This is a genomic window from Clavibacter tessellarius (assembly GCF_001618005.1).
In the GTDB taxonomy this organism is placed as follows: domain Bacteria; phylum Actinomycetota; class Actinomycetes; order Actinomycetales; family Microbacteriaceae; genus Clavibacter; species Clavibacter tessellarius_A.
Window position 1 is genome coordinate 92,373 of the sequence record NZ_LQXA01000053.1, and the last position, 25,555, is coordinate 117,927.

A 25,555-nucleotide genomic window follows, 5' to 3' on the forward strand; every position below is an offset into this window, starting at 1 on the left:
CGACGGCGGATGCCCCTACCGTGGCACCGGCCGCCGACGTGGAGCCGCGAGACGGGGAGCGGGATGACGGGACGCGATGCGCGGAGCGGCATCGCCCGCGCCCTGCGGACGGTGGGCGCGGGTCACCTCGCCGCATGGAGCGCGCTGCCGCGGCCCGTGCGCGTCCTCATCGCGGCCCGGAGCGTGAACCGGCTCGGCGCGGCCACCCTGCCGTTCCTCGCGGTCGTGCTGACCGGGCAGATGGGCGCCTCCGTCGCCGCGGCGGGCGCCGTGGTGGCGCTCTTCGGCGCGGCGACGATCCCGTCCCGGCTGCTGGGCGGCCGGCTGGCGGACGCCGTGGGGCGGCGGACCGCCATCGTGACGGGCCTCGTGCTGACGGCGGTCTGCCAGCTGGCGCTGGCCGCAGCGCCCGACCTGCGGACGGCGGCCGTGGCGGCGGTGCTCCTCGGGCTGTCCTTCGAGCTCTACGAGCCGGCCAGCCAGGCCCTCGTCGCGGACCTCGTCGAGGGGGACGGGGACCGGGTCGCGGCGTACGGGATGCTGGCGGCGTGCCTCGCCGCGGCGGGCGTCCTCGCGGGCGTCCTCGCCACGGCCGTCGGCGGCGTCGACCTCCGTCTCCTCTTCGTGGCGGACGCGGCGAGCTGCCTCGCCTGCGCTGCCCTGGTGCGCCTCGGCCTGACGGCCCCGGCCGCGGGACCCAGGGCATCGGCGGATCGGGCTGCGGACTCTCGCACGCGCAGCGGGGTGGCCCACGGCGGCGCGATGGCCGACGACAGCGCCGCGCGGTCGCCATGGCGCGATCCGGTCCTCCTCGGCATGCTCGCCTCGGGCACCGGCTTCGCGGTCCTCTACCTCCAGCTCGACGTGCTCCTGCCCCTGACCCTCGCGGCGCGGGGGACGGAGCCGTCGCGGGCCGGCCTGCTGTTCGCGCTCTCCGCGCTCGTCGTGGTGCTCGGACAGCCGCTGCTCCGGAGCGGGCCCCTGTCGCGTCTCCGTCCGGGGCCCGCCATGGCGCTCGGCTTCGCGCTGCTGGGCACCGGCTTCGCCGTGACCGGCTCCGCCGGCGGTCCGCTCGGGCTGGCGGCCGCCGCCGTCGTGTGGAGCGTCGGCGACCTGCTCCTGCTCGGACGCGCGCCCGCGCTGGTCGTCGCCCTGGCGCCGGTCGCCTCCCGGGCCCGCTACCTCTCGGCGTACGGCGTGAGCTGGGGCATCGCCGCGATGGTCGGACCGCTCCTCGGCACCCAGCTGCTGGCGCGCATCGGCGTGGCCGGCACCTGGGTCGCGCTTGGCCTCGGGGGAGTCGCGCTCGCCCTCGTGCAGCCGCTCGTCGTGCGCCGCGTGGCCGCCCGGTCGATCGGCCGTCGGGCGGGCCGCTCCGCGGATCAGGCCGGGTAGACCACGCCCGTCAGCTGCTCGGACGCGTCCCACAGCCGGCGGGCGAGCTCGGCGTCCTTCGACCACGGGCTCGACGCGGCGAGGTGCGGCATGCCGCTCATGCCCCCGGCGCCCGCGGGTCCGTAGTAGTCGCCCGGGTGCACGCCGAGGCCCGTCGCCGCCTGGATCTGCGGCAGGGCGCCCACGCGCACGTCCTGGCCCAGGGCGGCCGGGCCGAACTTCGCGGCGAGGTCGCTCATCACGCCCTGCGGGCCGGACCCGGGGCCGTTCTTCGCGAGGTTGGTCGACGTGACGCCGGGGTGCGCGGCCGCGGCGGTGAGCCCCCAGCCGCGCTCGTCGGACAGCGCCTGCAGGCGGCGCATGAACAGCAGGTTGGCGAGCTTCGCCTGGCCGTACGCGGCCCACGGGCTGTAGCGCTCCTCCGACTGGAGGTCGCCGAACGCGATGCGCCCCATCCAGTGCGCGAGGCTCGACACGACGACGACGCGCGGGGCGTCGGCCGACTGGAGCGCGGGCAGCAGGAGGCCCGTCAGGGCGAAGTGGCCGAGGTGGTTCGTGCCGAGCTGGAGCTCGAAGCCGTCGCGGGTCTCGCGGCGGTCGGGCGGGGCCATGACGCCCGCGTTGTCGACCAGGATGTCGATCGGCCCGGCCTCGATCTCGCGTGCCGCGAAGGCGCGCACGGAGGCGAGGTCGGCGAGGTCGAGGGAGCCGACCTCCACGTGGACGCCGGGGTGGCGGTCGCGGATCGCGCCCGCCGCGTCCTCGCCGCGCTCCGGGTCGCGCGACGTGAGGACGACGGAGGCGCCGGCCGCGGCGAGGCGGCGTGCCGTCTCGAGGCCGAGGCCGCTGTTGCCGCCGGTGACGACGGCGCGCTTCCCGTCGAGCGGGCTGATGATGATGTCGGTGGGACGGGGCACGCGGACTCCTCATTGCGGGTGGGATCCCCACGCTAGCCGCCGCGGCCGGGCGTCGTCCGTGCGGCGGGCGGGGCCGGGCGCGCCGGATGCGCCGGACGGGCTCCCCGTGACCGCGGCGGGCCGCGTGCCGGGCGGCGGCGGGGAGCGTCCGATGGGACGATGGGCGCATGTGGATGAGACGCGGCCGGGACGGTTCCGAGGACGAGCGCGGCGGTGAGGGCACGCACGCGATCGGCGTGGGCGCCGTGGTCGTCATCGTCGACGGCGCCGCCGCGACCGGCGACGCGACGCTCGCGGGCGAGCCCGTGGGCCTCGTGGTCGCATCCGCGTCCGACGGGCTCCGCAGCGTCAGCCCGGTGCCGACCGCCCGCGGCCGCGCCTGGCTCGTGGAGCTCGGCGCCGACGAGGACGAGAGTCCCGGCCGCCGGGTCGTGGTGCCGCAGAGCGCGCTGCGTCTCGCGGACGACGCCGACGCGGCCGACGCCGGAGCGGGCGCGCCCGTGCTGCCCGCCGACGACCTGCCGCCGCGCCCGTGAGCGAGGCGGCCATCCCCGGCCCGGCGGACCCGTCCGCCGTCGACCCCGTCGACCTCGCCGCCGACCTCATCCGCATCGACTCCACGAACCCCGACCTCGTCCCGGGCGCCGCGGGGGAGGCCGCGGTCGCCGCGCACGTCGCCGCCTGGCTCCGCGCCCGCGGCTTCGCCGTCCGGATCCTCGAGGACGTACCCGGCCGCCCCACCGTCCTCGCGACCGCGGCGGGCACGGGCGGCGGGCGCACCATCCTGCTCGACGGGCACCTCGACACCGTGCCGCCCGGCGACCCCGAGCGCGGCGGCCTCCTGCCGCGCGTCGAGGACGGCCGCCTGCTCGGCCGCGGCGCGTTCGACATGAAGGCCGGGCTCGCGGCGATGATGGTCGCCGCCGACCGCGCCCGGCGGATCGGCACGCGCGGCGGCATCGTGCTCGCCCTGGTCGCCGACGAGGAGTTCGGCAGCATCGGCACCGAGGAGGCGCTCCGCACCCTGGCCGCCGACGGCACGGTCGTCGACGGCGCCGTGATCTCGGAGCCCAGCCAGTCCGAGGCGATCGTCGCCCACCGCGGCTTCGGCTGGTACGAGATCCGCCTGCGCGGACGCGCCGCGCACGGCTCCATGCCCGAGCAGGGCGTCGACGCCATCGCGCACGCAGGCCTCGTGCTCCGCGAGCTGGACGCCCTCGGCGCGCGGCTCGCGGCGGGCCCGCGGCACCCGCTGCTCGGCACGGGCGCGGTGCGCGTATCGCGCATCCACGGCGGCACGGACGCCGCGACCGTCGCCGAGGCCTGCACGCTCACCGTCGAGCGGCGCTACCTGCCCGGCGAGAGCCCGGCGGGCGTGGAGGCGGAGCTGCGGCGGATCCTCGACGCCGTCCTCGCCCGCACGCCCGATATGGACGCCGAGCTGGTGCCGCTCGTCGCCCGCGCGGCCTTCGAGGCCGACGTCGACGGGCCGCTGGCCCGCGCCGTCCTCGACCGCGGCGCGCGCGTCACCGGCGCACCCGTCGCGCACCGCGGCGAGCCGTTCTGGACCGACGCCGGACTCGTGCAGGAGGCCGGCATCCCGTGCATCCTGCTCGGCGTCACCGGCGGCGGCGCGCACGCGGCCGAGGAGTGGGCCGAGGTCGCCTCGGTCCGCGTGCTCGCGGACGTGCTCGAGGGCGCGATCCTCGACTTCTGCGGTCGAGCGGACGCTGCGGACCCGACGGCCTGAGGTCGCGCCCGCCAGGTCCGATCCGGCAGCGGCGGCGGCAGCGGCAGCGCGTCAGTCCCGCGTCGCCGACCGGACGAGCTCCACGTCGAGCCGCCCGGCGTCGGCCGTCGCGGTCATCCAGGTGAAGTCGGGCTGGCGCCGCCGGTCGGTGGGGGAGCCGGGGTTCAGCAGCCGGAGGCCGGCGGGCGTCACGGTGTCCCACGGGATGTGGCTGTGGCCGAACACGAGCACGTCGGTCTCGGGGAAGGCCGCGTCCATCCGCCGCTCGCGTCCGGTGGACGCGCCCGTCTCGTGCGTGACGGCGATGCGGATCCCCTCCACGACCACGCGCGCCGTCTCGGGCAGACGCGCCCGCAGCCCCGCGGGGTCGTTGTTGCCCCAGCACGCGACCAGCCGCCGCGAGCGCGCCTCGAGCGCGTCGAGCGCGGGCTCGTCGACCCAGTCGCCGGCGTGGATCACGAGGTCGGCGGCCTCGACCGCCCGCCACAGCGCCGCCGGGAGGTCCTTCGCGCGCTTCGGGAGGTGGGTGTCGCTGAGGAGGACGAGCGATGCGGTCACGCGACCACGCTACGCGCCGGGCGTCGTCGGGAGCGTCACCGGGCGGCCGCCGGGCGGACGGGCGCGGCATGATGGACGGGACCCGTCCCCGACCGCCCTCCAGGAGGCGCGCATGACCGGCATCACCCGCGGCTTCGTCGGCCGCCCCAGGAAGGGCCCGGCCGACCGCCTCCCGCCCGGCCAATACGACACCGGGGGCGGCTGGCCCGTCCTCACGGCGGAGGCCGTGCCGAACCTGCCGGAGTCGCGCTGGTCGATCGCCGTCGACGGCCTCGTCGAACGGCCGACGACGTGGGACTGGGACCAGGCGCACGCGCTGCCCCGCTCCGAGTACGCGGGCGACATCCACTGCGTCACCACCTGGACCCGGCTCGACACGCGCTTCGCCGGCGTCAGCGTCGACACCCTGCTCGACGCCGCCGGCCCGCTGCCGGAGGCCCGCTTCGTCCTCGCGACCTCGCACTCCGGCTACACGACGAACCTCCCGCTGGAGGACCTCCGCGGCGGCCGCGCCTGGATCGCGTTCGAGGCCGACGGCCGCCCGCTCACCGCCGACCACGGCGGACCCGCGCGGCTCCTCGTGCCGCACCTCTACTTCTGGAAGAGCGCCAAGTGGATCGCGCGCCTCACGCTGCTCGACCGCGACCAGCAGGGGTTCTGGGAGCGCAACGGCTACCACGACCGCGGCGACCCGTGGCACGAGCAGCGCTACCAGGGCGACCGCTGAGCGCGCTCGCGGGCGCGTCCCCGGCCGACCACGTGCCCGCCGAGCCCGTCCTGCCCGCCGTCCCCGCCTCCGTCGGCGGCGAGTGGCGCACCGCGACCATCACGGCGCTCGAGCACCCGACGCCCGGGACCGTGCTGCTGCGGTTCGACGTGCCCGACCGGATCCCGCACCTCCCCGGCCAGCACTGCGTCGTGCGCCTGCGCGCGGAGGACGGCTACGTCGCGCAGCGCTCGTACTCGATCCTGTCGGCGCCGCACGAGCGGGGGATCGAGCTGCTCCTGGAGCGCTACGAGGACGGCGAGGTCAGCGGCTTCTTCGCCGAGATCGCGCGGGTCGGCGACGAGATCGAGATGCGCCTCCCCATCGGCGGCTTCTTCGTCTGGGACGGCGCGACGCCCGTGGTCGCGCTCGGCGGCGGGACGGGCGCGGTGCCGATCGTGTCGATGATCCGCCACGCGCGGCACCTCGGCGTCCCCGGGCTCGTGCGCGCCGCCGTCTCGGCGCGGACCGCTCACGACGTGCCGTGCCGCGGGGAGCTCGAGGCGGCCGGCGCGCTCGTCGCGACGACGCGCGAGCGGCACGGGGAACGGGGCTTCGGCCGGCTCCGGCCGGAGGAGGTCGCCGATCTCGCGGCGGGAGCGCGCGTGGCGTTCATCTGCGGATCCACCGCCTTCGCCGGCGGGGCGACGCGCCTCCTCCTCGACGCGGGCGTCCCGCGGGAGGCGATCCGGGTGGAGCAGTTCGGCCCGTCCGGCGACTGAGCCCGCGCGGACGCCCGTCCGCGTGGCGTCCCGCCGTTCCGTCCGCGCCGATCCCGGGCCACACTGGTGCGGACGGCGAGGGCGCCGGGGGAGCGGGTGCCGGATGGAGCGGTCGGTCGTGCTGCTGCGCGGGATCAACGTCGGGCGGGCGAAGCAGGTGCCCATGTCCGCGCTCACGCAGGCGCTCGAGGGCCTCGGCTACACCGGCGTGCGGACGCACCTCCGCAGCGGGAACGCCGTCGTCGACCACGTGCGCCCGGCCGGGCGGGGCGCCGCGGTCGCCATCGAGGACGCGGTGCGCCTCGCCACGGGCGTGACCGCCGACGTGCACGTGGTCGGCGCGGTCGACTTCCGTGCCATCGCCTCGGCGATCCCCTTCGCCGGCGTCGCGGACGACCCGTCCCTGCTCCTCGTCTCCTTCCTCGACCGGCCGCTGCGTCCGGCGCCCGCGCCCCCGTCCGCGGAGGGCATCGCGCCCGACCTGGTGCGCGTCGCCGAGCGCGCGGTGTACTCCTGGCACCCGGACGGCGTCTCGCGCTCGCGCATCCCCGCCTCCTTCTGGCGCGGCCTCGGAGCCTCCGTCACGGCGCGGAACGCCCGCACGGTCGCGGCCCTCGTCGCCCTCCTCGACGGCTGATCCGCCGCACAGCCGACATGGCCCCCGCACGGGGGACGCGTCCAGGGAGCCGTCACGCCCCCGTTCGGGATCCGTGCCGCGGGGACCTCCCCAGGCTGGGAAACGCGGGATAGGTTCGATGACGTGAGCAGATACGCGGACCGCTGGAAGTCCCACATCCTGGAGACCTTCTCCGCCGACTCCGAGGGGCGACCCCAGTGGATCCAGGACCTGGAGAAGGGCGACGACGCGGGCTGGTTCGGCCCGGGATCCGCCGTCTGGTCCGTGCACGGCGGCATGCCGTCGCTCGTCGCCGGGATCCGCGCGCTCCTCATGCAGACCCTGCATCCGGGCGCCATGGCGGGCGTGCACGACTGGTCGCGGTACCGCGAGGATCCGCTCGGCCGACTCGCCGGCACCGTTCGCTGGGTGGTCACCACCTCGTTCGGCGACCGCGACACGGCCGTCGACGTCAGCCGGCGCGTCCGCGGGTACCACCGCAAGGTCCGGGGCACCTTCGTGGACGGACACGGCGTCGAGCGCCCCTACAGCGCGAACGACCCCGACCTCCTGTCCTGGGTGCACATCGTCTTCACCGACGCCTTCCTCAGCACGCACATGCAGTGGGGCCCGCCGATCCCGGGCGGCCCCGACCGGTACGTGGACGAGTGGGCCAAGGCGGGCGAGCTGATGGGCGTCGAGGCGCCGCCGCGCTCGCACGCCGAGCTGCACGCGCAGATCGACGCCTTCCACGACCAGGGCATGCTCCGCGCGGACGAGCGCACGCGCGAGACGATCTCGTTCCTCCGTGAGCCGCCGCTGCGCCCGTCGATGCTCCCCGCCTACCGGGTGCTCTTCGCGGGAGCCGTCGCCTCGCTCGAGCCGCGGTACCGCGAGCTGCTCGGCCTCGACCGTGCCTCCTTCGGCCCGTTCCCGCTGCCGGCGCTGGCGTCGACGCGGGTGATGCTGGGCGTGGCCGGCCGCGTCATGGGGGCGCAGTCGACGAGCCACGAGGCGGCGCTCAAGCGCATCGCGCGGCTCGAGGACGAGCGGGACGGGCGGCGGGACGGCGGCGGCGTCGACGTCGCCGCGGAGGCGGAGTGCGACGACGACGCCGGGCACCGCGCCCAGCCCGCCGCCTGATCCGCGCCGCGCGCCGCGACCCTCCGCCCGCGCCGCGCCGCGGCTCCGCCGACGTCGACCGATGTCGGCGGCCCGGGCTAGCGTGAGGACGACATGAGCAGGCAGGACGGATCGACGAGGCGCACGTCCGACGCGAGCGCGGACGACTCCGAGGCGACCATCCTCCACATCGACATGGACGCGTTCTTCGCCGCCGTCGAGCTGCTCGAGCGGCCGGAGCTCCGCGGCACGCCCGTCATCGTGGGCGGCTCGGCGGGGCGCGGCGTCGTCACGAGCGCCACGTACGAGGCGCGCCGGTTCGGGGTCCGGTCGGCCATGCCCATGGCGCAGGCCCTCCGTCTCTGCCCGCAGGCCACGGTCATCGGCGGGCACATGGAGAAGTACGCGCACTGGTCGAAGGTCGTCATGGGGATCTTCCGCGACGTCACGCCGCTCGTGGAGCCGCTGTCCATCGACGAGGCGTTCCTCGACGTGGCCGGGGCGCGGAACCTGTTCGGCTCGCCCGCGGAGATCGGCGCGATGATCCGCCGCCGCGTCCACGCGGAGACCGGCCTCACCTGCTCGGTCGGCGCCGCGTCCACCAAGTTCGTCGCCAAGCTCGCGAGCACCCGCTGCAAGCCGGACGGCCTCCTCGTCATCCCGGCCGCCGAGACGCTCCCGTTCCTCCACGCGCTGCCGGTCGGCGCGCTGTGGGGCGTGGGGAAGACCACCGAGGAGGCGCTCCTCCGCCGTGGCCTCCGCACGGTGGCCGACATCGCCGACACGCCCCTGCCCGCGCTGCAGTCGATGCTCGGCGAGTCCGCGGGCGCCCGGCTGCACGACCTCTCCTGGGGACGCGACCCGCGACGCGTCAGCACGCACCGCGAGGAGAAGAGCATGGGGCACGAGAACACGTTCTCCGACGACGTGGCGGATCCGGCGATCGTGCGCCGCGAGCTCCTCGGCCAGGCCACGCGCGTCGCGGAGCGGCTGCGGCGTGCCGGGCTCACCACGCGCACCGTGTCGCTCAAGCTCCGCTACTCCGACTTCCGCACCATCACGCGCTCGCGCACGCTGTCCGAGCCGACGGACGTCGCGCGGCGCATCTACGACGAGATCCGCGAGGTCTACGAGCAGGTCGCACGCCCGGGCGACCGGATCCGGCTCGTGGGCGTGCGGGCCGAGCAGCTCGACGACGCCGACAACCGGGCCGTCGCGCTGTGGGACGCCGACGAGGGCTGGCGCGAGGCCGAGCGCACGGTCGACCAGGCAGCGGCGCGCTTCGGCCGGGGCGCCATCGGGCCGGCGTCGCTCCTGCGGCGGCCCGGCGCGGACGGTACCACGGCATCGGATCCGCGCTCCGCGCCCTCGGGACGCGATAACCTCCGGTGACATCCGCCCTACTGACGAGGACCACCGTGACCGATCCCGCCGCGCCCGCATCCGACGACCAGCCCGCAGCTCCCGCGCCTGCCGCACCGGCGGCGCCGTCCGTGCAGCCGCACCCGAGCGCGTCCGCCCCGGCCGCCCCGCCGTACGGCCTCGCGCCCGCACCGGTGCCGCCCGCCCCGGCGGCGGTGGCCTGGGGCCAGCCCGTCTACGCGGCCGCGCCCCCCAAGGGCATGAGCCTCACCTCGATGATCCTCGGCCTCGTCTCGGTCTTCTTCTTCTGGACGTTCCTGTGCCCGCTCATCGGCCTGGTCTTCGGCGTCATCGGCATCCGCAAGGAGCCGGCCGGCCGCGGGTTCGCCATCACCGGCCTCATCCTCAACGGCCTGCTGCTGCTCATCCCCGTGGCCATCGGGATCTCGATCATCGTCGCGGGCGGCGCGCTCATGGGCTTCGCGGCGACCACTCCGCGCTGATCGGGCGCGCGCTCCACGGAAGCGTGGATGACGCGCTCCCCGGAGCGCGACATCGGCTACTCTCCCGCGTCACCCACCCGACGCGAGGAGAGCCGTGGACGTCCGCCGCCCCGATCCCGATCCGCCTGCCGCCCGCCGGTCCGATCCACGCTGGCCTCAGCCGGCTCCGGTGGACGTGGGCGGGCTCGTCCCTCAGCAGAAGGGGCTGGCGACGTCCTCGCTGATCATCGGACTCGTCTCGCTCGTCGCCGGGTTCACCGTCGTGTGCCCGCTCGCGGGACTCGTCGTGGGGATCATGGCCCTGTGCAGCGAGCCCGACGGGCACGACCGCGCGATCGCCGGGATCCTGCTGAACGGCGCTGTCCTCGCCGCCCTGGTGAGCGTGTTCGCGATCATCGTCGGGGCGTTGGCCCAGGGGTGATCCGACCCGCGAGGACTAGGGCCGGCCCATGCCGCGGTAGCGCCAGCCGGCCGCGCGCCATGCGACGGGATCCAGGCAGTTGCGGCCGTCGACGATCACGGGCGTGGCCACGATGGCCTTGAGCTCCGCGGGGTCGATGGCGCGGTACTGCTTCCACTCGGTGAGCAGCATGACCACGTCGGCGTCGCGTGCGGCCTCCTGCCACGTGTCCACGTAGGTGAGCTCCGGGAAACGGCGGCGCGAGTTCTCGTTCGCGTACGGATCCGTCGCCAGCACGCGCGCACCCTGCAGCTGCAGCTGCGCGGAGATGCTGAGCGCGGGGGAGTCGCGCACGTCGTCGGACTCCGGCTTGAACGCGAGGCCGAGGACGGCGACGTTGCGGCCGAGCAGCGATCCCCCGCACACCTCGCGCGCCACGTCGACCGCGCGGACGCGGCGGCGCATGTTGATGGAGTCGACCTCGCGGAGGAACGTCAGCGCCTGGTCCGCCCCGAGCTCGCCGGCCCGGGCCATGAAGGCCCGGATGTCCTTGGGCAGGCAGCCGCCGCCGAAGCCGACGCCGGCGTTGAGGAAGCGGCGCCCGATGCGGTCGTCGTACCCGATGGCGTCCGCGAGCTGCGTCACGTCGGCGCCCGTCGCCTCGCACACCTCCGCCATGGCGTTGATGAACGAGATCTTGGTGGCGAGGAACGCGTTGGCGGAGACCTTGACGAGCTCGGCGGTCTCGTAGTCGGTGGTGACCCGGGCCGTGCCGGCGCCGATCGCGGTGGCGTAGACCTCGTCGAGCACGGCGCGGGCGGCCTCGCCCTCCTCGCCCGCGGGGAGCCCGTAGACGAAGCGGTCCGGCGTGAGGGTGTCCTCCACCGCGAAGCCCTCGCGCAGGAACTCGGGGTTCCACATGAGCGTGGCGCCGGGCACGCGGGCGTGCACGCGCTCGGCGAGCCGGCGGGCCGTGCCGACGGGGACGGTCGACTTGCCGGCGATGACGTCGCCGTCGGCCAGGTGCGGGATCAGCGCCTCGACGGCCGCGTCGACGTACGTGAGGTCGGCCGCGTTCTCGCCGCGCTTCTGGGGCGTGCCCACGGCGATGAAGTGCACGCGGGCCCCGGCGGTCTCCGCCGCGTCGGTGCTGAACCGCAGGCGCCCGGTCGCCAGCTGCTCGCTGAGGAGCTCGGGGAGGCCCGGCTCGAAGAAGGGGGCGACGCCCTGCTGGAGCGAGGCGATCTTGGCGGCGTCCACGTCGATGGCCACCACGTCGTGCCCGAGCCGGCTCATGCAGGCCGCGTGCACGGTTCCGAGGTAGCCGCAGCCGATCACTGAGATGCGCAAGGGGAGTCCGTTCCGTCGAGGGATGTCGCCGCTGCCGACGCGCGGGAACGACGTCGGCGTGCCCCCCAGCCCGGCCTGTTTCGAACCTAGCACGGGCGCGGGACCGCGCAGGGGGAGGGCCCGGGAGCACGTCGCCGCCCGCCCGGGCCCCGGTCGCTCAGGCGAGCAGCGCCTCCGCGGCGTCCGCCACCGGCCCGAGGATCGCGGCGGTGCGCGCCGGGAGCACGACCTCGTCCGCACCGAGCTCGACGCCCGGGGCGGTCCCGAGCAGCAGCGCGGGACGCTCGCCCACGACGGGCACCCGGCGCTCCTCGTCGGAGAGGTTGACCACGATCGACAGCTCGCCGCGGTCCATCACGAGCAGGCGCGCCTCCTCGTGCACCTCCACCTCGACCTCGGCGAACCGGGGGTCGGTGAGGTCGGGGTGCGCGCGGCGGAGGCGGATCAGCTCGCTGTAGAGCGCGAACAGCCGCGCGTGCTGCGACGCGGCGGCCTCGGCGCCGTACAGCTCCGACCAGTCGAGCTTCGAGTCCTGGAAGGTGGACGGGTCCTGCGGGTTCGGCACGACGGACTCGTCCCAGCCCATCCTCGCGAACTCCTCGATGCGGCCCTTCGCGGTCGCCTCGCCGAGGTCGTGCTCGGGGTGCGAGGTGAAGAACTGCCACGGGGTGGTCGCCCCCCATTCCTCGCCCATGAAGAGCATCGGCGTGAAGGGCGACGTGAGCGTGAGCACGGCCGCCAGCGCGAGCCCGCCCTCGTCGAGCGTCGCCGTCAGGCGGTCGCCGGTCGCCCGGTTGCCGATCTGGTCGTGGTTCTGGTTCGCGACCACGAGGCGGTGCGCGGGGATCCGCTCGAGGTCCAGCGGCCGACCGTGCACGCGGCCGCGGAACGACGACCACGTGCCGTCGTGGAAGAAGCCGCGCGTGATGACCTTGGCGAGCGCCCCGAGCGACGCGAAGTCCTCGTAGTAGCCCGTCGTCTCGCCCGTGAGCGCCACGTGGACGGCGTGGTGGAAGTCGTCGCTCCACTGCGCGTCGAGTCCGTAGCCGTGGGCCTCGCGCGAGGTGATCAGCTTCGGGTCGTTGAGGTCCGACTCGGCGATGAGCGTGAGCGGGCGGCCCACGTGCGCGGAGAGCACGTCCACCTGCACCGCGAGCTCCTCGAGGAGGTGCGTCGCCGTGTGGTCGACGAGCGCGTGCACCGCGTCGAGGCGCAGCGCGTCGACGTGGTAGTCGCCGAGCCACATGAGCGCGTTGTCGATGACGTACTCGCGGACGGGACCGGAGTCCTCCCCGTCGAGGTTGAGGCTGCTGCCCCACGTGTTCGCCGACGCCTCGTGCAGGTACGGGCCGTAGACGGGCAGGTAGTTGCCCGAGGGGCCGAGGTGGTTGTACACGACGTCCTGCACGACGCCGAGGCCGCGCGCGTGGCAGGCGTCGACGAAGCGCTGGTACGCCTCGGGGCCGCCGTAGGTCTCCTGCACCGTGTACCAGAGGACGCCGTCGTAGCCCCAGTTGTGCGTGCCGTTGAAGCCGTTGACCGGCAGCACCTCCACCAGGTCGACGCCGAGCGCGACGAGGTGGTCGAGCCGGTCGATCGCGGAGTCGAGCGTGCCCTCGGGGGTGAAGGTGCCGATGTGCATCTCGTAGACGACGGCGCCGGCGAGCTGGCGGCCGGTCCACGCCTGGTCGGTCCACGCGAACGACGACGGGTCGTACGTGCGCGAGCGCCCGTGGACGCCCTCGGGCTGGCGGCGGGAGCGCGGGTCCGGCAGCGGGGTGTCGGAGTCGTCCACGAGGTAGCCGTAGTCGAGGTCGCCGGAGGGGAGGGCCTCGGCGCGCGCGGCGTCGAGGGTCCACCAGCCGTCGCCCACGGGGGAGAGCGGCAGGCGCTCGTCCCCCACGGACAGCGCGAGGGTGCGGGCCTTCGGGGCCCAGATGTCGAAGCGGTCGTCGGTCATGCTCAGCTCCCGGGGGTGAGGTCGGCGGCGGTGGAGGCGGGCGCGAGGATCGCGACCGGGTAGTCGGCGAGGAGCGCGGCCACGGAGACGCGTCCGCCGTCGAGGCGGCGGCCGCTCACGTGGTCGACGAGCTCGCCCTCGGGCAGCGTGATCGTGGTGGATCCCCATCCGCCGCCGGACTCCAGCCCCACGGGCAGGCGGGTGGCCACGGTGATGGCGCCGCCGCGGTCGAAGGCGATCACGTGCGCCGCGGCGTCGCCCGCCGCGTGCAGGGGGTCGTAGCCCGTGAACAGCTCCGGGTGGTCGCGGCGGAGGCGGAGCGCGCGCGCCGTGACGAGGAGCTTCGCGGCGCCCGTCTCGTCGATCGCGGGCTCGGCGCCCGTGAGCACGGCGTCGAGGGCGGCGCGACGCGTGCCGAAGTCGACCTCGCGGCGGTTGTCGGGATCCACCAGGCTCGTCTCCCACAGCTCGCTGCCCTGGTAGACGTCGGGCATGCCGGGGGCCGTCAGCTGGATGGCCTTGGCGGCCAGGGAGTTCGACCAGCCGGGGCCGGAGAGGCGGTCGTAGAGCCCGGCGACGATGGTGCGGGCGCGCGGGTCGTCGAACGCCGCGTCGACGAGCGCGTGCATGCGCTCCTCGAACGCCTCGTCGGGCGCGGTCCACGTGGTGGAGTCGCCGGCCTCGCGCGACGCCTTCTCGGCGTACGCGTGCAGGCGCTCGCGCGACGCGGGCCAGGTGCCGACGAGCGTCTGCCAGAGCAGGTTCTCGAACGGGCCGTCGCCGGTGGGCGCGACCTCGCGGAGCCGCTCGAGCGCGTCGCGCCACGCCTCGGGCGTCTCGGAGAGCACGTCGATGCGCGCGCGCACGTCCTCACCGCGCTTCGTGTCGTGGGTCGACAGCGTGGTCATCGCGTGCGGCGCGACGCGCTGGCGCTCCTGCTGGCGCGCGTGGAAGTCGTCGACGTCGATGGCGAAGATCGACGGGTCGGCGCCGACCTCGTTAAGGGAGACGAGCCGCGAGTAGCGGTAGAACGCGGTGTCCTCGACGCCCTTCGCCATGACCATGCCGCTCGTCTGCTGGAAGCGCTGCGCGACGAGCGTGGACGGGTCGGACAGCTGCGGCATGAGCGCGTCGATGGTGGCGGCGAGGTCGGGGCGGCTGGCACGCGCGGCCTCGGCGGCCTCCTCGAGGTGCGCGAGCCCGCCCGGGAGGTAGCTGCGGTACACGGGGAAGGTGGCGAGCAGCTCGGCGAGCGCGTCGGCGGCGTCCGCGGGCGCGTCCTCGACGAGGCGCTCGAGGCGGAGCACCTCGCTGCGGAGGATCCCGTCGGCGATGCCGCGCTTGGTGCCGCGGATCATGTCGGCCCAGTCCGTGAGCTCACCCTGGGGCAGGCCGCGGAGGGACGCCTCGAGGTGATCGAGCTCGACCTGGCCGTCGGGGTCGACGAGCACGCGGTCGATCTCGGCGAGCGCGTCGTACCCGGTGGTCCCGGCGGTGGCCCAGTCGGTGGGCAGCGTCTCGCCGGGCTCGAGGATCTTCTCCACGAGCACGTACGCGCCGTCCGTGATCCGCGCCAGGTCGTCGAGGTAGCCCTTCGGGTCGAGCAGGCCGTCCGGGTGGTCGACCCGGAGGCCGTCCGCGAGCCCCTCGCGGAACCAGCGGGAGATCTCGGCGTGCGACTCCTCGAACACGCGCGGCAGCTCGACGCGGATGCCCGCGAGCGTGTTCACCGCGAAGAAGCGGCGGTAGTTGAGCTCGGCGTCGGCGCGACGCCAGTTGATCAGCTCGTACGACTGGCGCTCGTGCACCGTGCGGGCGTCCGCGTCGTCCTCGGCCGTGCCGGGCGCGACGGGGAACCGCTGGTCGTAGTAGCGCAGCTCGACGGTGCCGTCGTCGCCGCGGACCAGCGTCAGCTCGTCGAGCTCGGACTCGCCGTCGCCGAGCACGGGGATCCGCACCTTGCCGCGCCCGAAGTCCCAGTCCACGTCGAAGGCCTCGGCGTAGCGGCTCGCGGTGCCGTGGGTCAGGAGGTCCCACCACCAGAGGCTCTCCACCGGGGTGGCGACGCCGACGTGGTTCGGGACGATGTCCACCAGCACGCCCATCCCCAGCTCGTGGGCGCGGTCGGCGACGGCCTTCAGTCCCGCCGCCCCGCCCCGCGCCGGGTCCACCTGCGCGTGGTCGACCACGTCGTAGCCGTGGTCGGATCCGGGCTCCGCCGTGAGGATCGGGCTGAGGTAGACCCAGTCCGCGCCGAGGTCCTTCACGTACGGCAGCTGCGCCGCGACGGCCGCGAGGTCGAAGGACTCCCGCACCTGGAACCGGTAGGTGGAGATGGGGGTTCTCAACTGATGTCGCTCCTTGGGTCTGCGGCGGGCCGGTCGGCCTGCGCGTGGGTGAGGACCGCGAGGCTCGCCGCGACCGAGTGGTCGGGCTCCACCTCGGGCTCCGTGTAGGCGCGCAGCACCACGAGTGCCTTGGCCGCCACGTCCACGACGCTACTCGCGCGGAGCGCCGTCGAGTCGGCTCCGACGCCCGCGGTGTCGATCACGGTCTCCCACGCGTCCGCGTACTCGTCCGACGGGAGGGTGAACGACACCGGCTCGTCGTGGGCGTTGAAGTAGAGGAGGAAGTGCGTGTCGTAGATGTCCTCGCCGCGGCGGTCGCGCCCGCGGATCCCGTTGCCGTTGAGGAACATGCCGATCGCCCGGAGGCCGGACTCCCAGTCGTCGTCCACCATGGGTGTCGCGTCGGCGTCGAGCCAGACGATGTCGGGCAGCGGTTCGCCCTCGCCGCGGCGCACGGGCCGGCCGTCGAAGAAGCGGCCGCGCCGGAAGGTCGGGTGCTCCTTGCGCAGGCGCACCACCGAGGCGGTGAACTCCGCCAGCGGCTGGTCCGCCTGGTCCCAGTGCACCCAGCTGATCTCGTTGTCCTGCGCGTACGTGTTGTTGTTGCCCTGCTGGGTGCGGCCGAGCTCGTCGCCGTGCAGGATCATCGGCACGCCCTGCGACAGGATCATCGTCGCGAGCATGTTGCGCTGCTGCCGGCCGCGGAGCGTGAGCACCGCCGGGTCGTCCGTCGGCCCCTCCACGCCCATGTTCCAGGAGCGGTTGTGGCTCTCGCCGTCCTTGTTGTCCTCGCCGTTCGCCTCGTTGTGCTTCTCGTTGTAGGAGACGAGGTCGGCGATGGTGAAGCCGTCGTGCGCGGTGATGAAGTTGATCGACGCCACCGGGCGACGGCCCGAGTGCTCGTAGAGGTCGGCGGATCCGGTGATCCGGGCCGCGAACTCGCCGAGCGACGACGCCTCGCCGCGCCAGAAGTCGCGCACGGTGTCGCGGTACTTGCCGTTCCACTCGGTCCACTGCGGCGGGAAGTTGCCCACCTGGTAGCCGCCGGGGCCCACGTCCCACGGCTCGGCGATGAGCTTGACCTGCGACACCACCGGGTCCTGCTGCACGAGCTCGAAGAAGGTGGCGAGCTTGTCGACGTCGTAGAACTCGCGGGCGAGCGCGGAGGCGAGGTCGAAGCGGAAGCCGTCGACGTGCATCTCGGTGACCCAGTAGCGCAGCGAGTCCATGATCAGCTGGAGCGAGTGCGGGTGGCGCACGTTGAGCGAGTTGCCCGTGCCCGTGTAGTCCATGTAGTAGGTGGGGTCGTCCTCCATGAGCCGGTAGTAGGCCTGGTTGTCGATCCCCTTGAACGAGAGCGTCGGGCCGAGGTGGTTGCCCTCCGCCGTGTGGTTGTAGACCACGTCGAGGATGACCTCGATGCCGGCCGCGTGCAGCGCCCGCACCATGGACTTGAACTCCTGCACCTGCTGGCCGAGCTCGCCCGTGGACGAGTACGCGTTGTGCGGCGCGAAGAAGCCGATGGTGTTGTAGCCCCAGTAGTTGCGGAGGCCCTTCTCGAGCAGGGTGTTGTCCTGCACGAACTGGTGCACGGGCATCAGCTCGATGGCGGTGACGCCGAGGTGCTGCAGGTGGTCGATGACGGCGGGGTGCGCGATGCCCGCGTACGTGCCGCGCAGCTCCTCGGGGATCCGCGGGTGCAGCTGCGTGAGGCCCTTCACGTGCGCCTCGTAGACGACGGACTCGCTGTAGGGCGTGCGGGGGAGGCGGTCGCCGTCCCAGTCGAAGAAGGGGTTCACGACGACGCCGAGCATCATGTGCGGGCCCGAGTCCTCGTCGTTGCGGCTGGCCGGGTCGCCGAAGTCGTAGGCGAAGAGGGACGGGTGCCAGTCGAACTCGCCGCACGTGGCCTTGGCGTAGGGGTCCAGCAGCAGCTTCGCGGGGTTCGAGCGGTGCCCGTTCTCGGGCTCGTAGGGACCGGTCACCCGGTAGCCGTAGCGCTGGCCCGGCTGCACGTGCGGGAGGTAGCAGTGCCAGACGTGGGCGTCGACCTCGGTGACGTCGACGCGGGTCTCGGTGCCGTCCTCCTCGATGAGGCACAGCTGCACCTGCTCGGCCACCTCGCTGAACAGCGCGAAGTTCGTGCCGCTCCCGTCGAAGGTCGCGCCGAGCGGATAGGGGTTTCCGGGCCAGGTGTGCAAGTGGTCCTCCAGTTGGGTCGACTCGTCCCACGACGGCGCGCGCGCGGGCGCGGATCCGTCGGGGGCGGGGCAGGCGGTGGATCCGCAGCTGCCGCAGCGGCGGGGGAGGCCGGATGCGACGCGACGACGCACCAGGGGCGAGGTTACCGCGAGGACCGGGATCGCCCGGCATCCGGCGGGGCTCGCGGGGTACGGTGGGACGCATGACCAACCTCGTCGCACAGCTCGCAGAGAACGTGAAGAACGCCGGAGTGGGGACGGTCTACGGCGACCCCCTCGACATCGACGGCTCGACCATCGTGCCCGTGGCATTCGCCTGGTACGGCTTCGGCGGGGGCAGCGACCTCCCCGACTCCGAGGGCAACGTCGCGGGCGGCGGCGGGGGCGGCGGCGCCACCTGGCCGATCGGCGCGTACATCGCCACCGACGGCGAGGTGCGCTTCCAGCCGAACGTCATCGCGCTGCTCGCGGTGGCCACGCCCGTCATCTGGATCTCGGGCAAGGTGCTCGTCAAGCTCATCAAGACCCTCAGGTAGCGACGGGCGCCCGACCGGCGCGCACGACCACCGCGGAGCGCGGGTGCCCTCGGGCGCCCGCGCTCCCGTGCGTCCGGGGTGCCCGCGCATCCCGGGCGCGGCGGACGCCCCACCGCGCGCTAGGATCGCCTCGAACACGGGAGTCCGGTGAGCCGGGCTGAGAGGAAGACACCCAGTCTTCGACCGTAAGAACCTGATCTGGATCATGCCAGCGCAGGGAGGCTTCCATCTCGCACCCGTGCCCTCTTCACACTCACCCGAAGGGCACGTCCAATGACCGCATCACCCTCGTCCACCGCATCCGCGCTCCCCGGCGATGCCGGCGCCCGCGCACCCCGCTCGGGGCTCCGCGCCCGCTGGCGCGTCATCGACATCGTCGTGGCCAGCGTCCTCGGCGTCGCCTCCGGCCTCGTCTTCGTCCTCTGGAACACGGCGTCGGTGCCCGTCGCCGGCCTGTTCGAGCCGCTGCTGCCCGGGCTCCAGGCCCTCGCCGGAGGCGGCTGGCTGTTCGCCGGCGTCCTCACCGGCATCGTGATCCGCAAGCCCGGCGCCGCCCTGTACGGCGAGCTGCTGGCGGCCTTCGTCTCCATGCTCGTCGGCAACGTGTGGGGCGTGAGCACGCTGCTCTCCGGCCTGACGCAGGGCATCGGCGCCGAGCTCGTGCTCCTCGTCTTCCTCTACGCCAACTGGCGCGCCTACGTTGCCGTCCTCGCGGGCATGGGGGCGGGCCTCGGCATGGCCGTGACCGACCTCATCACCTACTACCCGGGCTCCTCGCCGGTCTTCGTCGTCGTCTACACGATCGCGGCGCTCGTGTCCGGTGCGGTGATCGCCGGCCTGCTGTCGTGGCTGGTCGCCCGGGCGCTCGCCCGCACCGGCGCGCTGTCGCGGTTCGCCTCGGGTCGCGACACCGCGGCCCGGGTCTGAGCGTGCGGCGACCCGGCCGGCGCGGCTCGACGGCCGCCCCTGTCGCCGACCGGTCGCCCGCGGACGCCGCGTCGCGGTCGGGCGGCGGCGGTGCGGCCGTCAAGGCCGTCGGATGGGGTTGGCGCCACGCCGGCCGGAGCGCCTGGGCCGTCCGCGACGTCGATCTCGTCATCGAGCCGGGGGAGCGCGTGCTGCTCCTCGGCGCATCCGGCGCGGGAAAGACCACGCTGCTGCATGCGCTCGCGGGCGTCCTCGGGGGCGACGACGAGGGCGAGAGCCGGGGCGAGCTGCGCGTCGACGGCGTGGATCCGGCCGGCCAGCGTGGTCGTGCCGGCCTCGTGCTGCAGGACCCGGACGCGCAGGTGATCCTCTCCCGCGTCGGCGACGACGTCGCGTTCGGCTGCGAGAACCTGGGCGTCCCGCGGGACGAGATCTGGATCCGCGTCCGCGACGCCCTCGACGCCGTCGGCCTCGACGTCGAGCTCGACCGGTCGACGACCGCGCTCTCGGGCGGCCAGAAGCAGCGGCTCGCGCTCGCGGGCGTCCTCGCGATGCGGCCCGGCCTCCTGCTCCTCGACGAGCCCACGGCCAACCTCGATCCCGAGGGCGTCGGCGAGGTGCGCCGCGCGGTGGAGCGCGTGGTCGCGTCCACGGGCACGACGCTCGTGGTCATCGAGCACCGCGTCGCCGTCTGGCGGGACCTGGTCGACCGGGTGGTCGTCCTCGGGGCGGACGGCGGGATCCTCGCCGACGGCGCGCCCGACGACGTGCTCCGCGACCAGGGCGCCTCCCTCGCGGCGGCCGGCGTGTGGGTCCCCGGTCGGGAGCCGGCGGCGCCCGACCGCGCCCCGGCGGCGCCCTCCCCGCTGCTCCGGGCCGATGGCCTCGCGGTGGGGCGACGGCGTGGTGTCGCCGTGGCGGAGGATGTCTCGCTGACCCTGTCCGCGGGACGCGTCGCGGCGCTCACGGGACCCAACGGCGGCGGCAAGAGCACGCTCGCGCTCACGCTCGGCGGGCTCCTGCCCGCCGTCTCCGGCCGGGTGGTCGCCGAGGGCCCGCTCGCGGACGGCCTCGACGCGGATCCGTCCGCCTGGCGCTCGCGCGAGCTCGCCGCCCGCATCGGCACCGTCTTCCAGGACCCGGAGCACCAGTTCCTCGCGGCGACCGTCCGCGCAGAGCTGAAGGTGGGGCCCCGCGCCGTCGGCGCCGACCCGGCGACGTCCGCGCGACGCGTCGACGAGCTCCTCGTGCGCCTCCGGCTCGACGGCCTCGCCCAGGCCAACCCCTTCACGCTGTCCGGGGGCGAGAAGCGCCGGCTGTCCGTGGCCACCGCGCTCGCGACGGCCCCGCGCCTCCTCGTCCTCGACGAGCCGACCTTCGGCCAGGACGCCCGCACCTGGGCGGAGCTCGTCGCGCTGCTCGCCGACCTCGTCGACCGCGAGGGCGTCGGCGTGCTCGCCGTGACGCACGACGAGGACCTCGTGGAGGCGCTCGCGGACGACGTGCTCCGCCTGGCTCCCGCCGCCGCGGCACCCGCGCGGCTCCGGGTGGTCCGGTGAGCGCCGCGATCCGCGAGCCAGCGCCCGCCGCGCGTGCGACCGGCCTCGCCGCCGTGAACCCGGTCGCCCGGCTCGCCGCCGCGCTCGTCCTGACCCTCGCGCTCGTCCTCAGCCTCGACGTGGTGTCCGCCGGTGCCGCGCTCGCGCTCGAGCTGCTGCTGCTCCCGCTCACCGGGATCCGCGTCCGGTCCCTCCTCGTCCGGGGCATCCCGATCTGGATCGCGGCCCCGGGCGCGGGCCTCACGATCCTGCTCTACGGGCGCACCTCGGGAGACGTCTACGCGCAGTTCCTCCTCGTGGTGGTGAGCGAGGGTTCCGTGCTGCTGGCCCTCGCGACGACGCTCCGCGTGCTCGCGGTCGGCATCGCGTCGCTCATCCTCTTCTCGGACGTGGACCCGACCGACCTCGCCGACGGCCTCGCGCAGGTGTGGCGCCTCCCGTCGCGGTTCGTCCTGGGTGCCCTCGCGGGCGTCCGCCTGGTCGGGCTGCTGCTCGACGACTGGCGCTCGCTCGAGCTCGCCCGGCGGGCCCGCGGGGTCGCCGACCGGGGCCGCGTGCGTCGGTTCGCGGGGCAGGCGTTCGCGCTGCTGGTCCTCTCCATCCGCCGCGGCAGCAAGCTCGCGACCGCGATGGAGGCGCGCGGCTTCGGCGGACCGGGCGCCCGGACCTGGGCGCGCCCCAGCGTCGTCGGTCGGCGCGAGCACCTGGTGGTCGTGGTGGCCGTGCTCGTCGCCGCGGTGTCCGTCGGCGCGGCCGTCGCGGCCGGGACGTGGGACTTCGTTGCCGCCTGACGCGGGGGAGCGGCGCCCCGCGCTGGTCCTCGTCGACGGCCCGAGCGGATCCGGCAAGTCGACGCTCGCCGACGCCCTCGTCCGCGACGGCGATCCGGCCGCGCAGCTCCCGCCGGGCGCGCAGCTGCTCCGCCTCGACGACGTCTACCCGGGCTGGGACGGTCTCGAGCGGGCGTCACGGCACCTCGAGCGGCACGTCCTGCCGGAGATGCGGCCGGGCGGGCGCCCCCGGTGGCGCCGCTGGGACTGGGCGGCCGACGCGCCCGCCGAGTGGCACGACCTCGACCCCGACCGGCCGCTCGTGGTCGAGGGCTGCGGGTCCCTCACGCGGATCGCGGCGGCGCTGGCTACGCACCGCATCTGGGTCGAGGCCGACGACGACGTCCGACGGGCCCGCGCCATCGCGCGCGACGGCGAGGCCTTCGCCGCCGAGTGGGAGCGCTGGGACGCCCAGTGGCGCGACCACATCGCCCGGGAGGGTCCGCGCGCCCTGGCCGACGTCGTCGTCCGGACGGACGCCGCCGTGACGCCCGGGTAGCCTGAGGCCATGACCGATTCCGCACCCACCGACGTCCGCTACCTCGCCGTCTTCGCCGACGGCCCCCTCGAAGGCACCACCGAGACGCGCGTGCTCGTGGACGGCGGGCACGACGAGACCATCAGCACCCTGTCCGCCGTCGAGGGCAAGGAGGCCCTCTTCCAGTACCGCGCCGGTGAGGTGACCGAGGTCGCGGGTGAGAAGCGCGTGACGTACTCGTTCGTGGCCGACGGCAGCGACGACGTCCTCGGCGAGGGCGACGACGAGTCCCTCGAGCTCTGATCCGGACCTCGGCCGGCGCCTGAGCGCCGATCCCGACGGCCCCGGCCCGCGCGATGCGGCCGGGGCCGTCGCGCGTCCGGCGTCCGGCGTCAGGCCCAGCCCAGCTCGTGCAGGCGGTCGTCGTCGATGCCGTGGAAGTGGGCGATCTCGTGCACGAGCGTCACGTGCACCAGGTCGCGGAGGTCCTCGAGATCGTCCACCTCGTGCAGGTGGGGCTCCCGGTACACGACGATCCGATCCGGCATCTCGCCGAACCCGTACTGCCCGCGCTCGGTCATCGCGACGCCGTCGTAGAGCCCGAGCAGGCCGAGGGACCCGTCCTCGGGCCGGTCTTCCACCACGAACACGACGTTGTCGAGGCCGTCGACCATCTCGTCCGGCAGGGCGTCGAGCTCGTCGACCACCAGTCGCTCGAAGTCCTCGGGGTCGCAGTGCAGCACGGTGCCAGCCTCGCACGCCGCGGGCCGCGGCTGGACCGCACGGGGACGGCGGAAGGGCCGAGGACGAGGACGGCCGGGACGGCGGAAGGGCCCAGACGAGGGAAGGGCCCAGACGACGAAAGGGCCGGGACCCTCTCGGATCCCGGCCCTTCCCGGTGGGGTGGACGACGGGGCTCGAACCCGCGACTTCCGGCTCCACAAGCCAGCGCTCTGCCAACTGAGCTACGCCCACCATGCGGCCGATCCCCCTCTCGCGGACGGCCATGAATGAGGATACTACAGCCGCGGAGCCCACGCGGACGTCACGTCCGCGGAGATGGCCTGCACGTCCTCGGTCGCCGGTCCCGGCGCCGGCACGAAGGCGGCGCGGCGGTAGTACTCGAGCTCGCGGATGGACTCGAGGATGTCCGCGAGGGCGCGGTGCCCGCCGTTCTTGGCGGGGGAGTTGAAGTAGATCCGGGGGAACCACTCCTTGGCGAGCACCTTGATGGAGGAGACGTCGACGCTGCGGTAGTGCAGGTGCGCGTCCACGCGCGGCATGTACTTGGCGAGGAACGCGCGGTCGGTGCCGATCGTGTTGCCCGCGATGGGCGCCTTGCCGCCGTTGGGGACGTGCTGCAGGAGGTACTCGAGCACCGCGAACTCGGCGTCGGCGAGGCTGACTCCCGCAGGAATCTCCTCGAGGAGCCCCGAGGAGCGGTGCATGTCGGTGACGAACTCGCCCATGTTCGCCAGGGCTGCGGGATCCGGGTTGATGACGATGCTGAAGCCCGCGTCGACGGGGACGAGGTCGAAGTCGGTGACGACGACCGCGACCTCCACCAGCTCGTCGATCGCGAGGTCGAGCCCCGTCATCTCGCAGTCGATCCACACCAGCCGGTCCGCGTTGTTGCCCATCCCCCGATCCTATCGGCGGCCCCGGACGGACCATCGTCGCCGCCTACCATGGGGGAGTGATCACCCTCCTCGCCGTCCTCCTCCTCGTCAACGGCATCTGGAACGTCGTCGTCTGGCCGCAGTTCCTGAAGCGCGTCGCCAAGGACCCGCGCGCTCGCGCCGCCGACGGGTCGCGCACGCCCTTCTACACGGTGCACCTCGTGCTGGTGTCGGTGTCGCTCCTCCTCGCGGCCCTCTCGATCGCGGCCGCCGTCGTCGCGTTCCTGTCCTGACCTCCGCCGAGGACACGGGCGCGTCCGTCGTCCGCGTCGTGATGTACTCCTCGCTGTTCTGCGTGCCGTGCCAGGCCACCCGCCGCGTCCTCACCGAGGTGCATCGGCTGCTGCCCTGGCTCCCGGTCGAGGAGCTCGACGTCGCGGCGCACCCCGACCGCGCGGAGGAGGAGCGGATCCGCTCGACCCCGACCATCCTCGTCTTCGCCGGCGCCCGGCAGGTCCTGCGCGCCGAGGGCGTGCCGACCGCGCCGCAGGTGCTGCAGGCGGTGGCGCGGGCGCTGGACGACGGAGCCGCCTCGACGCCGGGCAGCGGCCCCGGAGCGGCGGGACCCGCGTAGTACCCTCGTCACGACCCCCTGTAGCTCAATGGATAGAGCATCGGCCTTCTAATCCGACGGTTGCGCGTTCGAGTCGCGCCGGGGGGACCAGCGCTGTCGCGGCCCGCCGGATCACCGTAGATTTGGGCGCATGCGCGACATCCAGTCACAGATCATCGACGCCCTCGAGGTGCGTCCCACCATCGATCCCGCCGACGAGGTCCGGAAGCGCGTCGACTTCCTCAAGGCCTACCTGCGGTCGACCGGCGCGGAGGGCTTCGTCCTCGGCGTCAGCGGCGGCCAGGACTCCTCCCTCGCGGGTCGGCTCGCCCAGCTGGCCGTCGAGGAGCTGGCGGCCGAGGGCGTGCGCGCCGACTTCGTCGCCGTGCGGCTGCCCTACGGCGTCCAGGCCGACGAGGAGGACGCGCAGCTCGCGCTGCGGTTCATCCAGCCGAAGGCGAGCGTCGTCTTCGACATCAAGCGCGCGGTGGACGGCTTCGAGGCGGAGTACGCCGACGCGGCGGGCCACCGGATGCTCGACTTCACCAAGGGCAACGTCAAGGCGCGCTCGCGCATGGTCGCCCAGTACGCCCTCGCCGGGCAGGCGCGCCTCCTCGTCGTCGGCACGGACCACGCGGCCGAGGCGGTCACGGGCTTCTTCACCAAGTACGGCGACGGCGGTGCCGACGTCCTGCCCCTCACCGGCCTGACCAAGCGCCAGGGCCGCGCCCTGCTCGAGCACCTGGGCGCGCCCGAGCGGCTCTATCTGAAGGCCCCCACCGCGGATCTCCTCGACGACACGCCCGGGCAGACGGACGAGGCGAACCTGGGCCTCACCTACGCCGACATCGACGACTTCCTCGAGGGCCGCGATGTCGACGTCGAGGTCGCCGACGCGATCGAGGCGCGGTACGTGAGCACGGAGCACAAGCGCCGCGTCCCTTCGACCATGTTCGACGACTGGTGGAGGTGATCGCCGCGCCATCCCGGACATGACGACGCCCCGCACCTCGAGGGGATGCG

At 74.4% G+C, this 25,555-nt stretch carries 27 protein-coding genes, 2 tRNA genes and 1 riboswitch; of the genes, 20 read left to right on the forward strand and 9 right to left on the reverse strand.

Annotated features, from left to right (window positions below; genetic code table 11):
* The first annotated feature begins 63 nt into the window (after positions 1–63).
* Positions 64–1,395: an MFS transporter gene (locus AWH51_RS14255; RefSeq protein WP_063072718.1), complete on the forward strand. Its 1,332-nt coding sequence runs from the start codon at positions 64–66 to the stop codon at positions 1,393–1,395.
* On the opposite strand, the gene AWH51_RS14260 is transcribed toward AWH51_RS14255, so the two are convergent.
* Positions 1,383–2,312: an oxidoreductase gene (locus AWH51_RS14260; RefSeq protein ID WP_063072719.1), complete on the reverse strand. Its 930-nt coding sequence runs from the start codon at positions 2,310–2,312 to the stop codon at positions 1,383–1,385. The genes AWH51_RS14255 and AWH51_RS14260 overlap by 13 nt on opposite strands.
* 167 nt (positions 2,313–2,479) lie before the next feature.
* On the opposite strand from AWH51_RS14260, the gene AWH51_RS14265 reads away from it, so the two are divergent.
* Complete coding sequence (locus AWH51_RS14265; protein WP_063072720.1) at positions 2,480–2,848, forward strand: hypothetical protein; 369 nt, start codon at positions 2,480–2,482, stop codon at positions 2,846–2,848.
* Positions 2,845–4,062: a M20/M25/M40 family metallo-hydrolase gene (locus tag AWH51_RS14270; RefSeq protein WP_254654596.1), complete on the forward strand. Its 1,218-nt coding sequence runs from the start codon at positions 2,845–2,847 to the stop codon at positions 4,060–4,062. The genes AWH51_RS14265 and AWH51_RS14270 overlap by 4 nt, the downstream gene beginning before the upstream one ends.
* A gap of 51 nt (positions 4,063–4,113) precedes the next feature.
* Here AWH51_RS14270 and AWH51_RS14275 read toward each other — a convergent pair whose 3' ends face one another.
* Positions 4,114–4,620, reverse strand: coding sequence for a metallophosphoesterase family protein (locus tag AWH51_RS14275; RefSeq protein ID WP_063072721.1), 507 nt, complete (start codon positions 4,618–4,620; stop codon positions 4,114–4,116).
* 112 nt (positions 4,621–4,732) lie between these two features.
* Between AWH51_RS14275 and AWH51_RS14280 the strand changes: the two genes are divergently transcribed.
* From AWH51_RS14280 to AWH51_RS14310, 7 genes are all read left to right on the forward strand, one after another.
* On the forward strand, positions 4,733–5,347 hold the full coding sequence (locus AWH51_RS14280; protein ID WP_063072722.1) for a sulfite oxidase-like oxidoreductase: 615 nt from the start codon (positions 4,733–4,735) through the stop codon (positions 5,345–5,347).
* Complete coding sequence (locus tag AWH51_RS14285; RefSeq protein ID WP_063072723.1) at positions 5,314–6,108, forward strand: FAD-binding oxidoreductase; 795 nt, start codon at positions 5,314–5,316, stop codon at positions 6,106–6,108. Before AWH51_RS14280 ends, AWH51_RS14285 begins: the two co-directional genes overlap by 34 nt.
* A 103-nt stretch (positions 6,109–6,211) precedes the next feature.
* Positions 6,212–6,745: a DUF1697 domain-containing protein gene (locus AWH51_RS14290; protein ID WP_063072724.1), complete on the forward strand. Its 534-nt coding sequence runs from the start codon at positions 6,212–6,214 to the stop codon at positions 6,743–6,745.
* A 123-nt stretch (positions 6,746–6,868) separates the two neighbouring features.
* Positions 6,869–7,867, forward strand: a complete 999-nt coding sequence (locus AWH51_RS14295; RefSeq protein WP_063072725.1) for an oxygenase MpaB family protein — start codon at positions 6,869–6,871, stop codon at positions 7,865–7,867.
* Between the two features lie 93 nt (positions 7,868–7,960).
* On the forward strand, positions 7,961–9,238 hold the full coding sequence (locus tag AWH51_RS14300) for a DNA polymerase IV (RefSeq protein ID WP_063072726.1): 1,278 nt from the start codon (positions 7,961–7,963) through the stop codon (positions 9,236–9,238).
* Positions 9,239–9,264: 26 nt separating this feature from the next.
* Positions 9,265–9,711 carry a hypothetical protein gene (locus AWH51_RS14305; protein WP_063072727.1) on the forward strand — a complete coding sequence of 149 codons (447 nt, stop codon included), beginning with the start codon at positions 9,265–9,267 and terminating at the stop codon, positions 9,709–9,711.
* A 94-nt stretch (positions 9,712–9,805) separates the two neighbouring features.
* Positions 9,806–10,132 (forward strand): hypothetical protein, encoded by a 327-nt coding sequence (locus AWH51_RS14310; RefSeq protein WP_131798149.1) that lies wholly within the window; start codon positions 9,806–9,808, stop codon positions 10,130–10,132.
* Between the two features lie 15 nt (positions 10,133–10,147).
* On the opposite strand, the gene AWH51_RS14315 is transcribed toward AWH51_RS14310, so the two are convergent.
* From AWH51_RS14315 to glgX, 4 genes are all read right to left on the reverse strand, one after another.
* Positions 10,148–11,461, reverse strand: coding sequence for a UDP-glucose dehydrogenase family protein (locus tag AWH51_RS14315; RefSeq protein ID WP_063072729.1), 1,314 nt, complete (start codon positions 11,459–11,461; stop codon positions 10,148–10,150).
* 157 nt (positions 11,462–11,618) lie between these two features.
* Positions 11,619–13,421 carry a malto-oligosyltrehalose trehalohydrolase gene (treZ, locus tag AWH51_RS14320; RefSeq protein ID WP_063072730.1) on the reverse strand — a complete coding sequence of 601 codons (1,803 nt, stop codon included), beginning with the start codon at positions 13,419–13,421 and terminating at the stop codon, positions 11,619–11,621.
* A 2-nt stretch (positions 13,422–13,423) separates the two neighbouring features.
* Entirely contained in the window at positions 13,424–15,769 is a 2,346-nt protein-coding gene (gene treY, locus AWH51_RS14325) for a malto-oligosyltrehalose synthase (RefSeq protein WP_063072731.1), read from the reverse strand.
* Complete coding sequence (gene glgX / locus AWH51_RS14330; protein ID WP_063072732.1) at positions 15,766–17,970, reverse strand: glycogen debranching protein GlgX; 2,205 nt, start codon at positions 17,968–17,970, stop codon at positions 15,766–15,768. The genes treY and glgX overlap by 4 nt, the downstream gene beginning before the upstream one ends.
* A 203-nt stretch (positions 17,971–18,173) precedes the next feature.
* Here glgX and AWH51_RS14335 point away from each other — a divergent pair, with 203 nt between their 5' ends.
* From AWH51_RS14335 to AWH51_RS14360, 6 genes are all read left to right on the forward strand, one after another.
* Positions 18,174–18,506 (forward strand): hypothetical protein, encoded by a 333-nt coding sequence (locus AWH51_RS14335; RefSeq protein ID WP_063072733.1) that lies wholly within the window; start codon positions 18,174–18,176, stop codon positions 18,504–18,506.
* 126 nt (positions 18,507–18,632) lie between these two features.
* Positions 18,633–18,745, forward strand: a riboswitch (TPP riboswitch).
* A 34-nt stretch (positions 18,746–18,779) separates the two neighbouring features.
* Positions 18,780–19,433 carry an ECF transporter S component gene (locus AWH51_RS14340; RefSeq protein WP_063072734.1) on the forward strand — a complete coding sequence of 218 codons (654 nt, stop codon included), beginning with the start codon at positions 18,780–18,782 and terminating at the stop codon, positions 19,431–19,433.
* A 2-nt stretch (positions 19,434–19,435) separates the two neighbouring features.
* On the forward strand, positions 19,436–20,992 hold the full coding sequence (locus AWH51_RS14345) for an ABC transporter ATP-binding protein (protein WP_063072735.1): 1,557 nt from the start codon (positions 19,436–19,438) through the stop codon (positions 20,990–20,992).
* Positions 20,989–21,783 carry an energy-coupling factor transporter transmembrane component T family protein gene (locus tag AWH51_RS14350; protein WP_081235146.1) on the forward strand — a complete coding sequence of 265 codons (795 nt, stop codon included), beginning with the start codon at positions 20,989–20,991 and terminating at the stop codon, positions 21,781–21,783. The genes AWH51_RS14345 and AWH51_RS14350 overlap by 4 nt, the downstream gene beginning before the upstream one ends.
* Entirely contained in the window at positions 21,773–22,321 is a 549-nt protein-coding gene (locus AWH51_RS14355) for an AAA family ATPase (RefSeq protein WP_063072736.1), read from the forward strand. The genes AWH51_RS14350 and AWH51_RS14355 overlap by 11 nt, the downstream gene beginning before the upstream one ends.
* Before the next feature lie 9 nt (positions 22,322–22,330).
* The gene (locus tag AWH51_RS14360) at positions 22,331–22,603 is read left to right on the forward strand and encodes a hypothetical protein (RefSeq protein ID WP_063072737.1); all 273 of its coding nucleotides are present in this window, start codon (positions 22,331–22,333) and stop codon (positions 22,601–22,603) included.
* Between the two features lie 89 nt (positions 22,604–22,692).
* On the opposite strand, the gene AWH51_RS14365 is transcribed toward AWH51_RS14360, so the two are convergent.
* The 3 genes from AWH51_RS14365 to orn form a co-directional block, all read right to left on the reverse strand.
* Positions 22,693–23,043, reverse strand: coding sequence for a metallopeptidase family protein (locus tag AWH51_RS14365; protein ID WP_063072738.1), 351 nt, complete (start codon positions 23,041–23,043; stop codon positions 22,693–22,695).
* A 156-nt stretch (positions 23,044–23,199) separates the two neighbouring features.
* Positions 23,200–23,275: transfer RNA gene (locus tag AWH51_RS14370), tRNA-His, on the reverse strand.
* A 44-nt stretch (positions 23,276–23,319) separates the two neighbouring features.
* Complete coding sequence (gene orn / locus AWH51_RS14375; protein WP_063072739.1) at positions 23,320–23,940, reverse strand: oligoribonuclease; 621 nt, start codon at positions 23,938–23,940, stop codon at positions 23,320–23,322.
* A gap of 56 nt (positions 23,941–23,996) precedes the next feature.
* Here orn and AWH51_RS14380 point away from each other — a divergent pair, with 56 nt between their 5' ends.
* The 4 genes from AWH51_RS14380 to nadE all read left to right on the forward strand — a co-directional run bounded on the left by AWH51_RS14380 (position 23,997) and on the right by nadE (position 25,505).
* On the forward strand, positions 23,997–24,212 hold the full coding sequence (locus AWH51_RS14380; protein WP_063072740.1) for an SCO4848 family membrane protein: 216 nt from the start codon (positions 23,997–23,999) through the stop codon (positions 24,210–24,212).
* Positions 24,213–24,253: 41 nt separating this feature from the next.
* Positions 24,254–24,553 (forward strand): thioredoxin family protein, encoded by a 300-nt coding sequence (locus AWH51_RS14385; RefSeq protein WP_063072741.1) that lies wholly within the window; start codon positions 24,254–24,256, stop codon positions 24,551–24,553.
* A gap of 14 nt (positions 24,554–24,567) precedes the next feature.
* Positions 24,568–24,643: transfer RNA gene (locus AWH51_RS14390), tRNA-Arg, on the forward strand.
* Positions 24,644–24,683: 40 nt separating this feature from the next.
* Positions 24,684–25,505 carry an ammonia-dependent NAD(+) synthetase gene (gene nadE, locus AWH51_RS14395; protein ID WP_063072742.1) on the forward strand — a complete coding sequence of 274 codons (822 nt, stop codon included), beginning with the start codon at positions 24,684–24,686 and terminating at the stop codon, positions 25,503–25,505.
* Positions 25,506–25,555 lie beyond the last annotated feature (50 nt).

Bases quoted from the DNA above. Each gene is read 5' to 3' on its own strand.
- AWH51_RS14255 (WP_063072718.1), top strand. From the start codon at position 64: ATGACGGGACGCGATGCGCGGAGCGGCATCGCCCGCGCCCTGCGGACG.
- AWH51_RS14265 (WP_063072720.1), top strand. From the start codon at position 2,480: ATGTGGATGAGACGCGGCCGGGACGGTTCCGAGGACGAGCGCGGCGGT.
- AWH51_RS14280 (WP_063072722.1), top strand. From the start codon at position 4,733: ATGACCGGCATCACCCGCGGCTTCGTCGGCCGCCCCAGGAAGGGCCCG.
- AWH51_RS14290 (WP_063072724.1), top strand. From the start codon at position 6,212: ATGGAGCGGTCGGTCGTGCTGCTGCGCGGGATCAACGTCGGGCGGGCG.
- AWH51_RS14300 (WP_063072726.1), top strand. From the start codon at position 7,961: ATGAGCAGGCAGGACGGATCGACGAGGCGCACGTCCGACGCGAGCGCG.
- treZ (WP_063072730.1), bottom strand. From the start codon at position 13,421: ATGACCGACGACCGCTTCGACATCTGGGCCCCGAAGGCCCGCACCCTC.
- AWH51_RS14335 (WP_063072733.1), top strand. From the start codon at position 18,174: ATGACCAACCTCGTCGCACAGCTCGCAGAGAACGTGAAGAACGCCGGA.
- AWH51_RS14340 (WP_063072734.1), top strand. From the start codon at position 18,780: ATGACCGCATCACCCTCGTCCACCGCATCCGCGCTCCCCGGCGATGCC.
- AWH51_RS14360 (WP_063072737.1), top strand. From the start codon at position 22,331: ATGACCGATTCCGCACCCACCGACGTCCGCTACCTCGCCGTCTTCGCC.
- orn (WP_063072739.1), bottom strand. From the start codon at position 23,940: ATGGGCAACAACGCGGACCGGCTGGTGTGGATCGACTGCGAGATGACG.
- AWH51_RS14385 (WP_063072741.1), top strand. From the start codon at position 24,254: ATGTACTCCTCGCTGTTCTGCGTGCCGTGCCAGGCCACCCGCCGCGTC.
- nadE (WP_063072742.1), top strand. From the start codon at position 24,684: ATGCGCGACATCCAGTCACAGATCATCGACGCCCTCGAGGTGCGTCCC.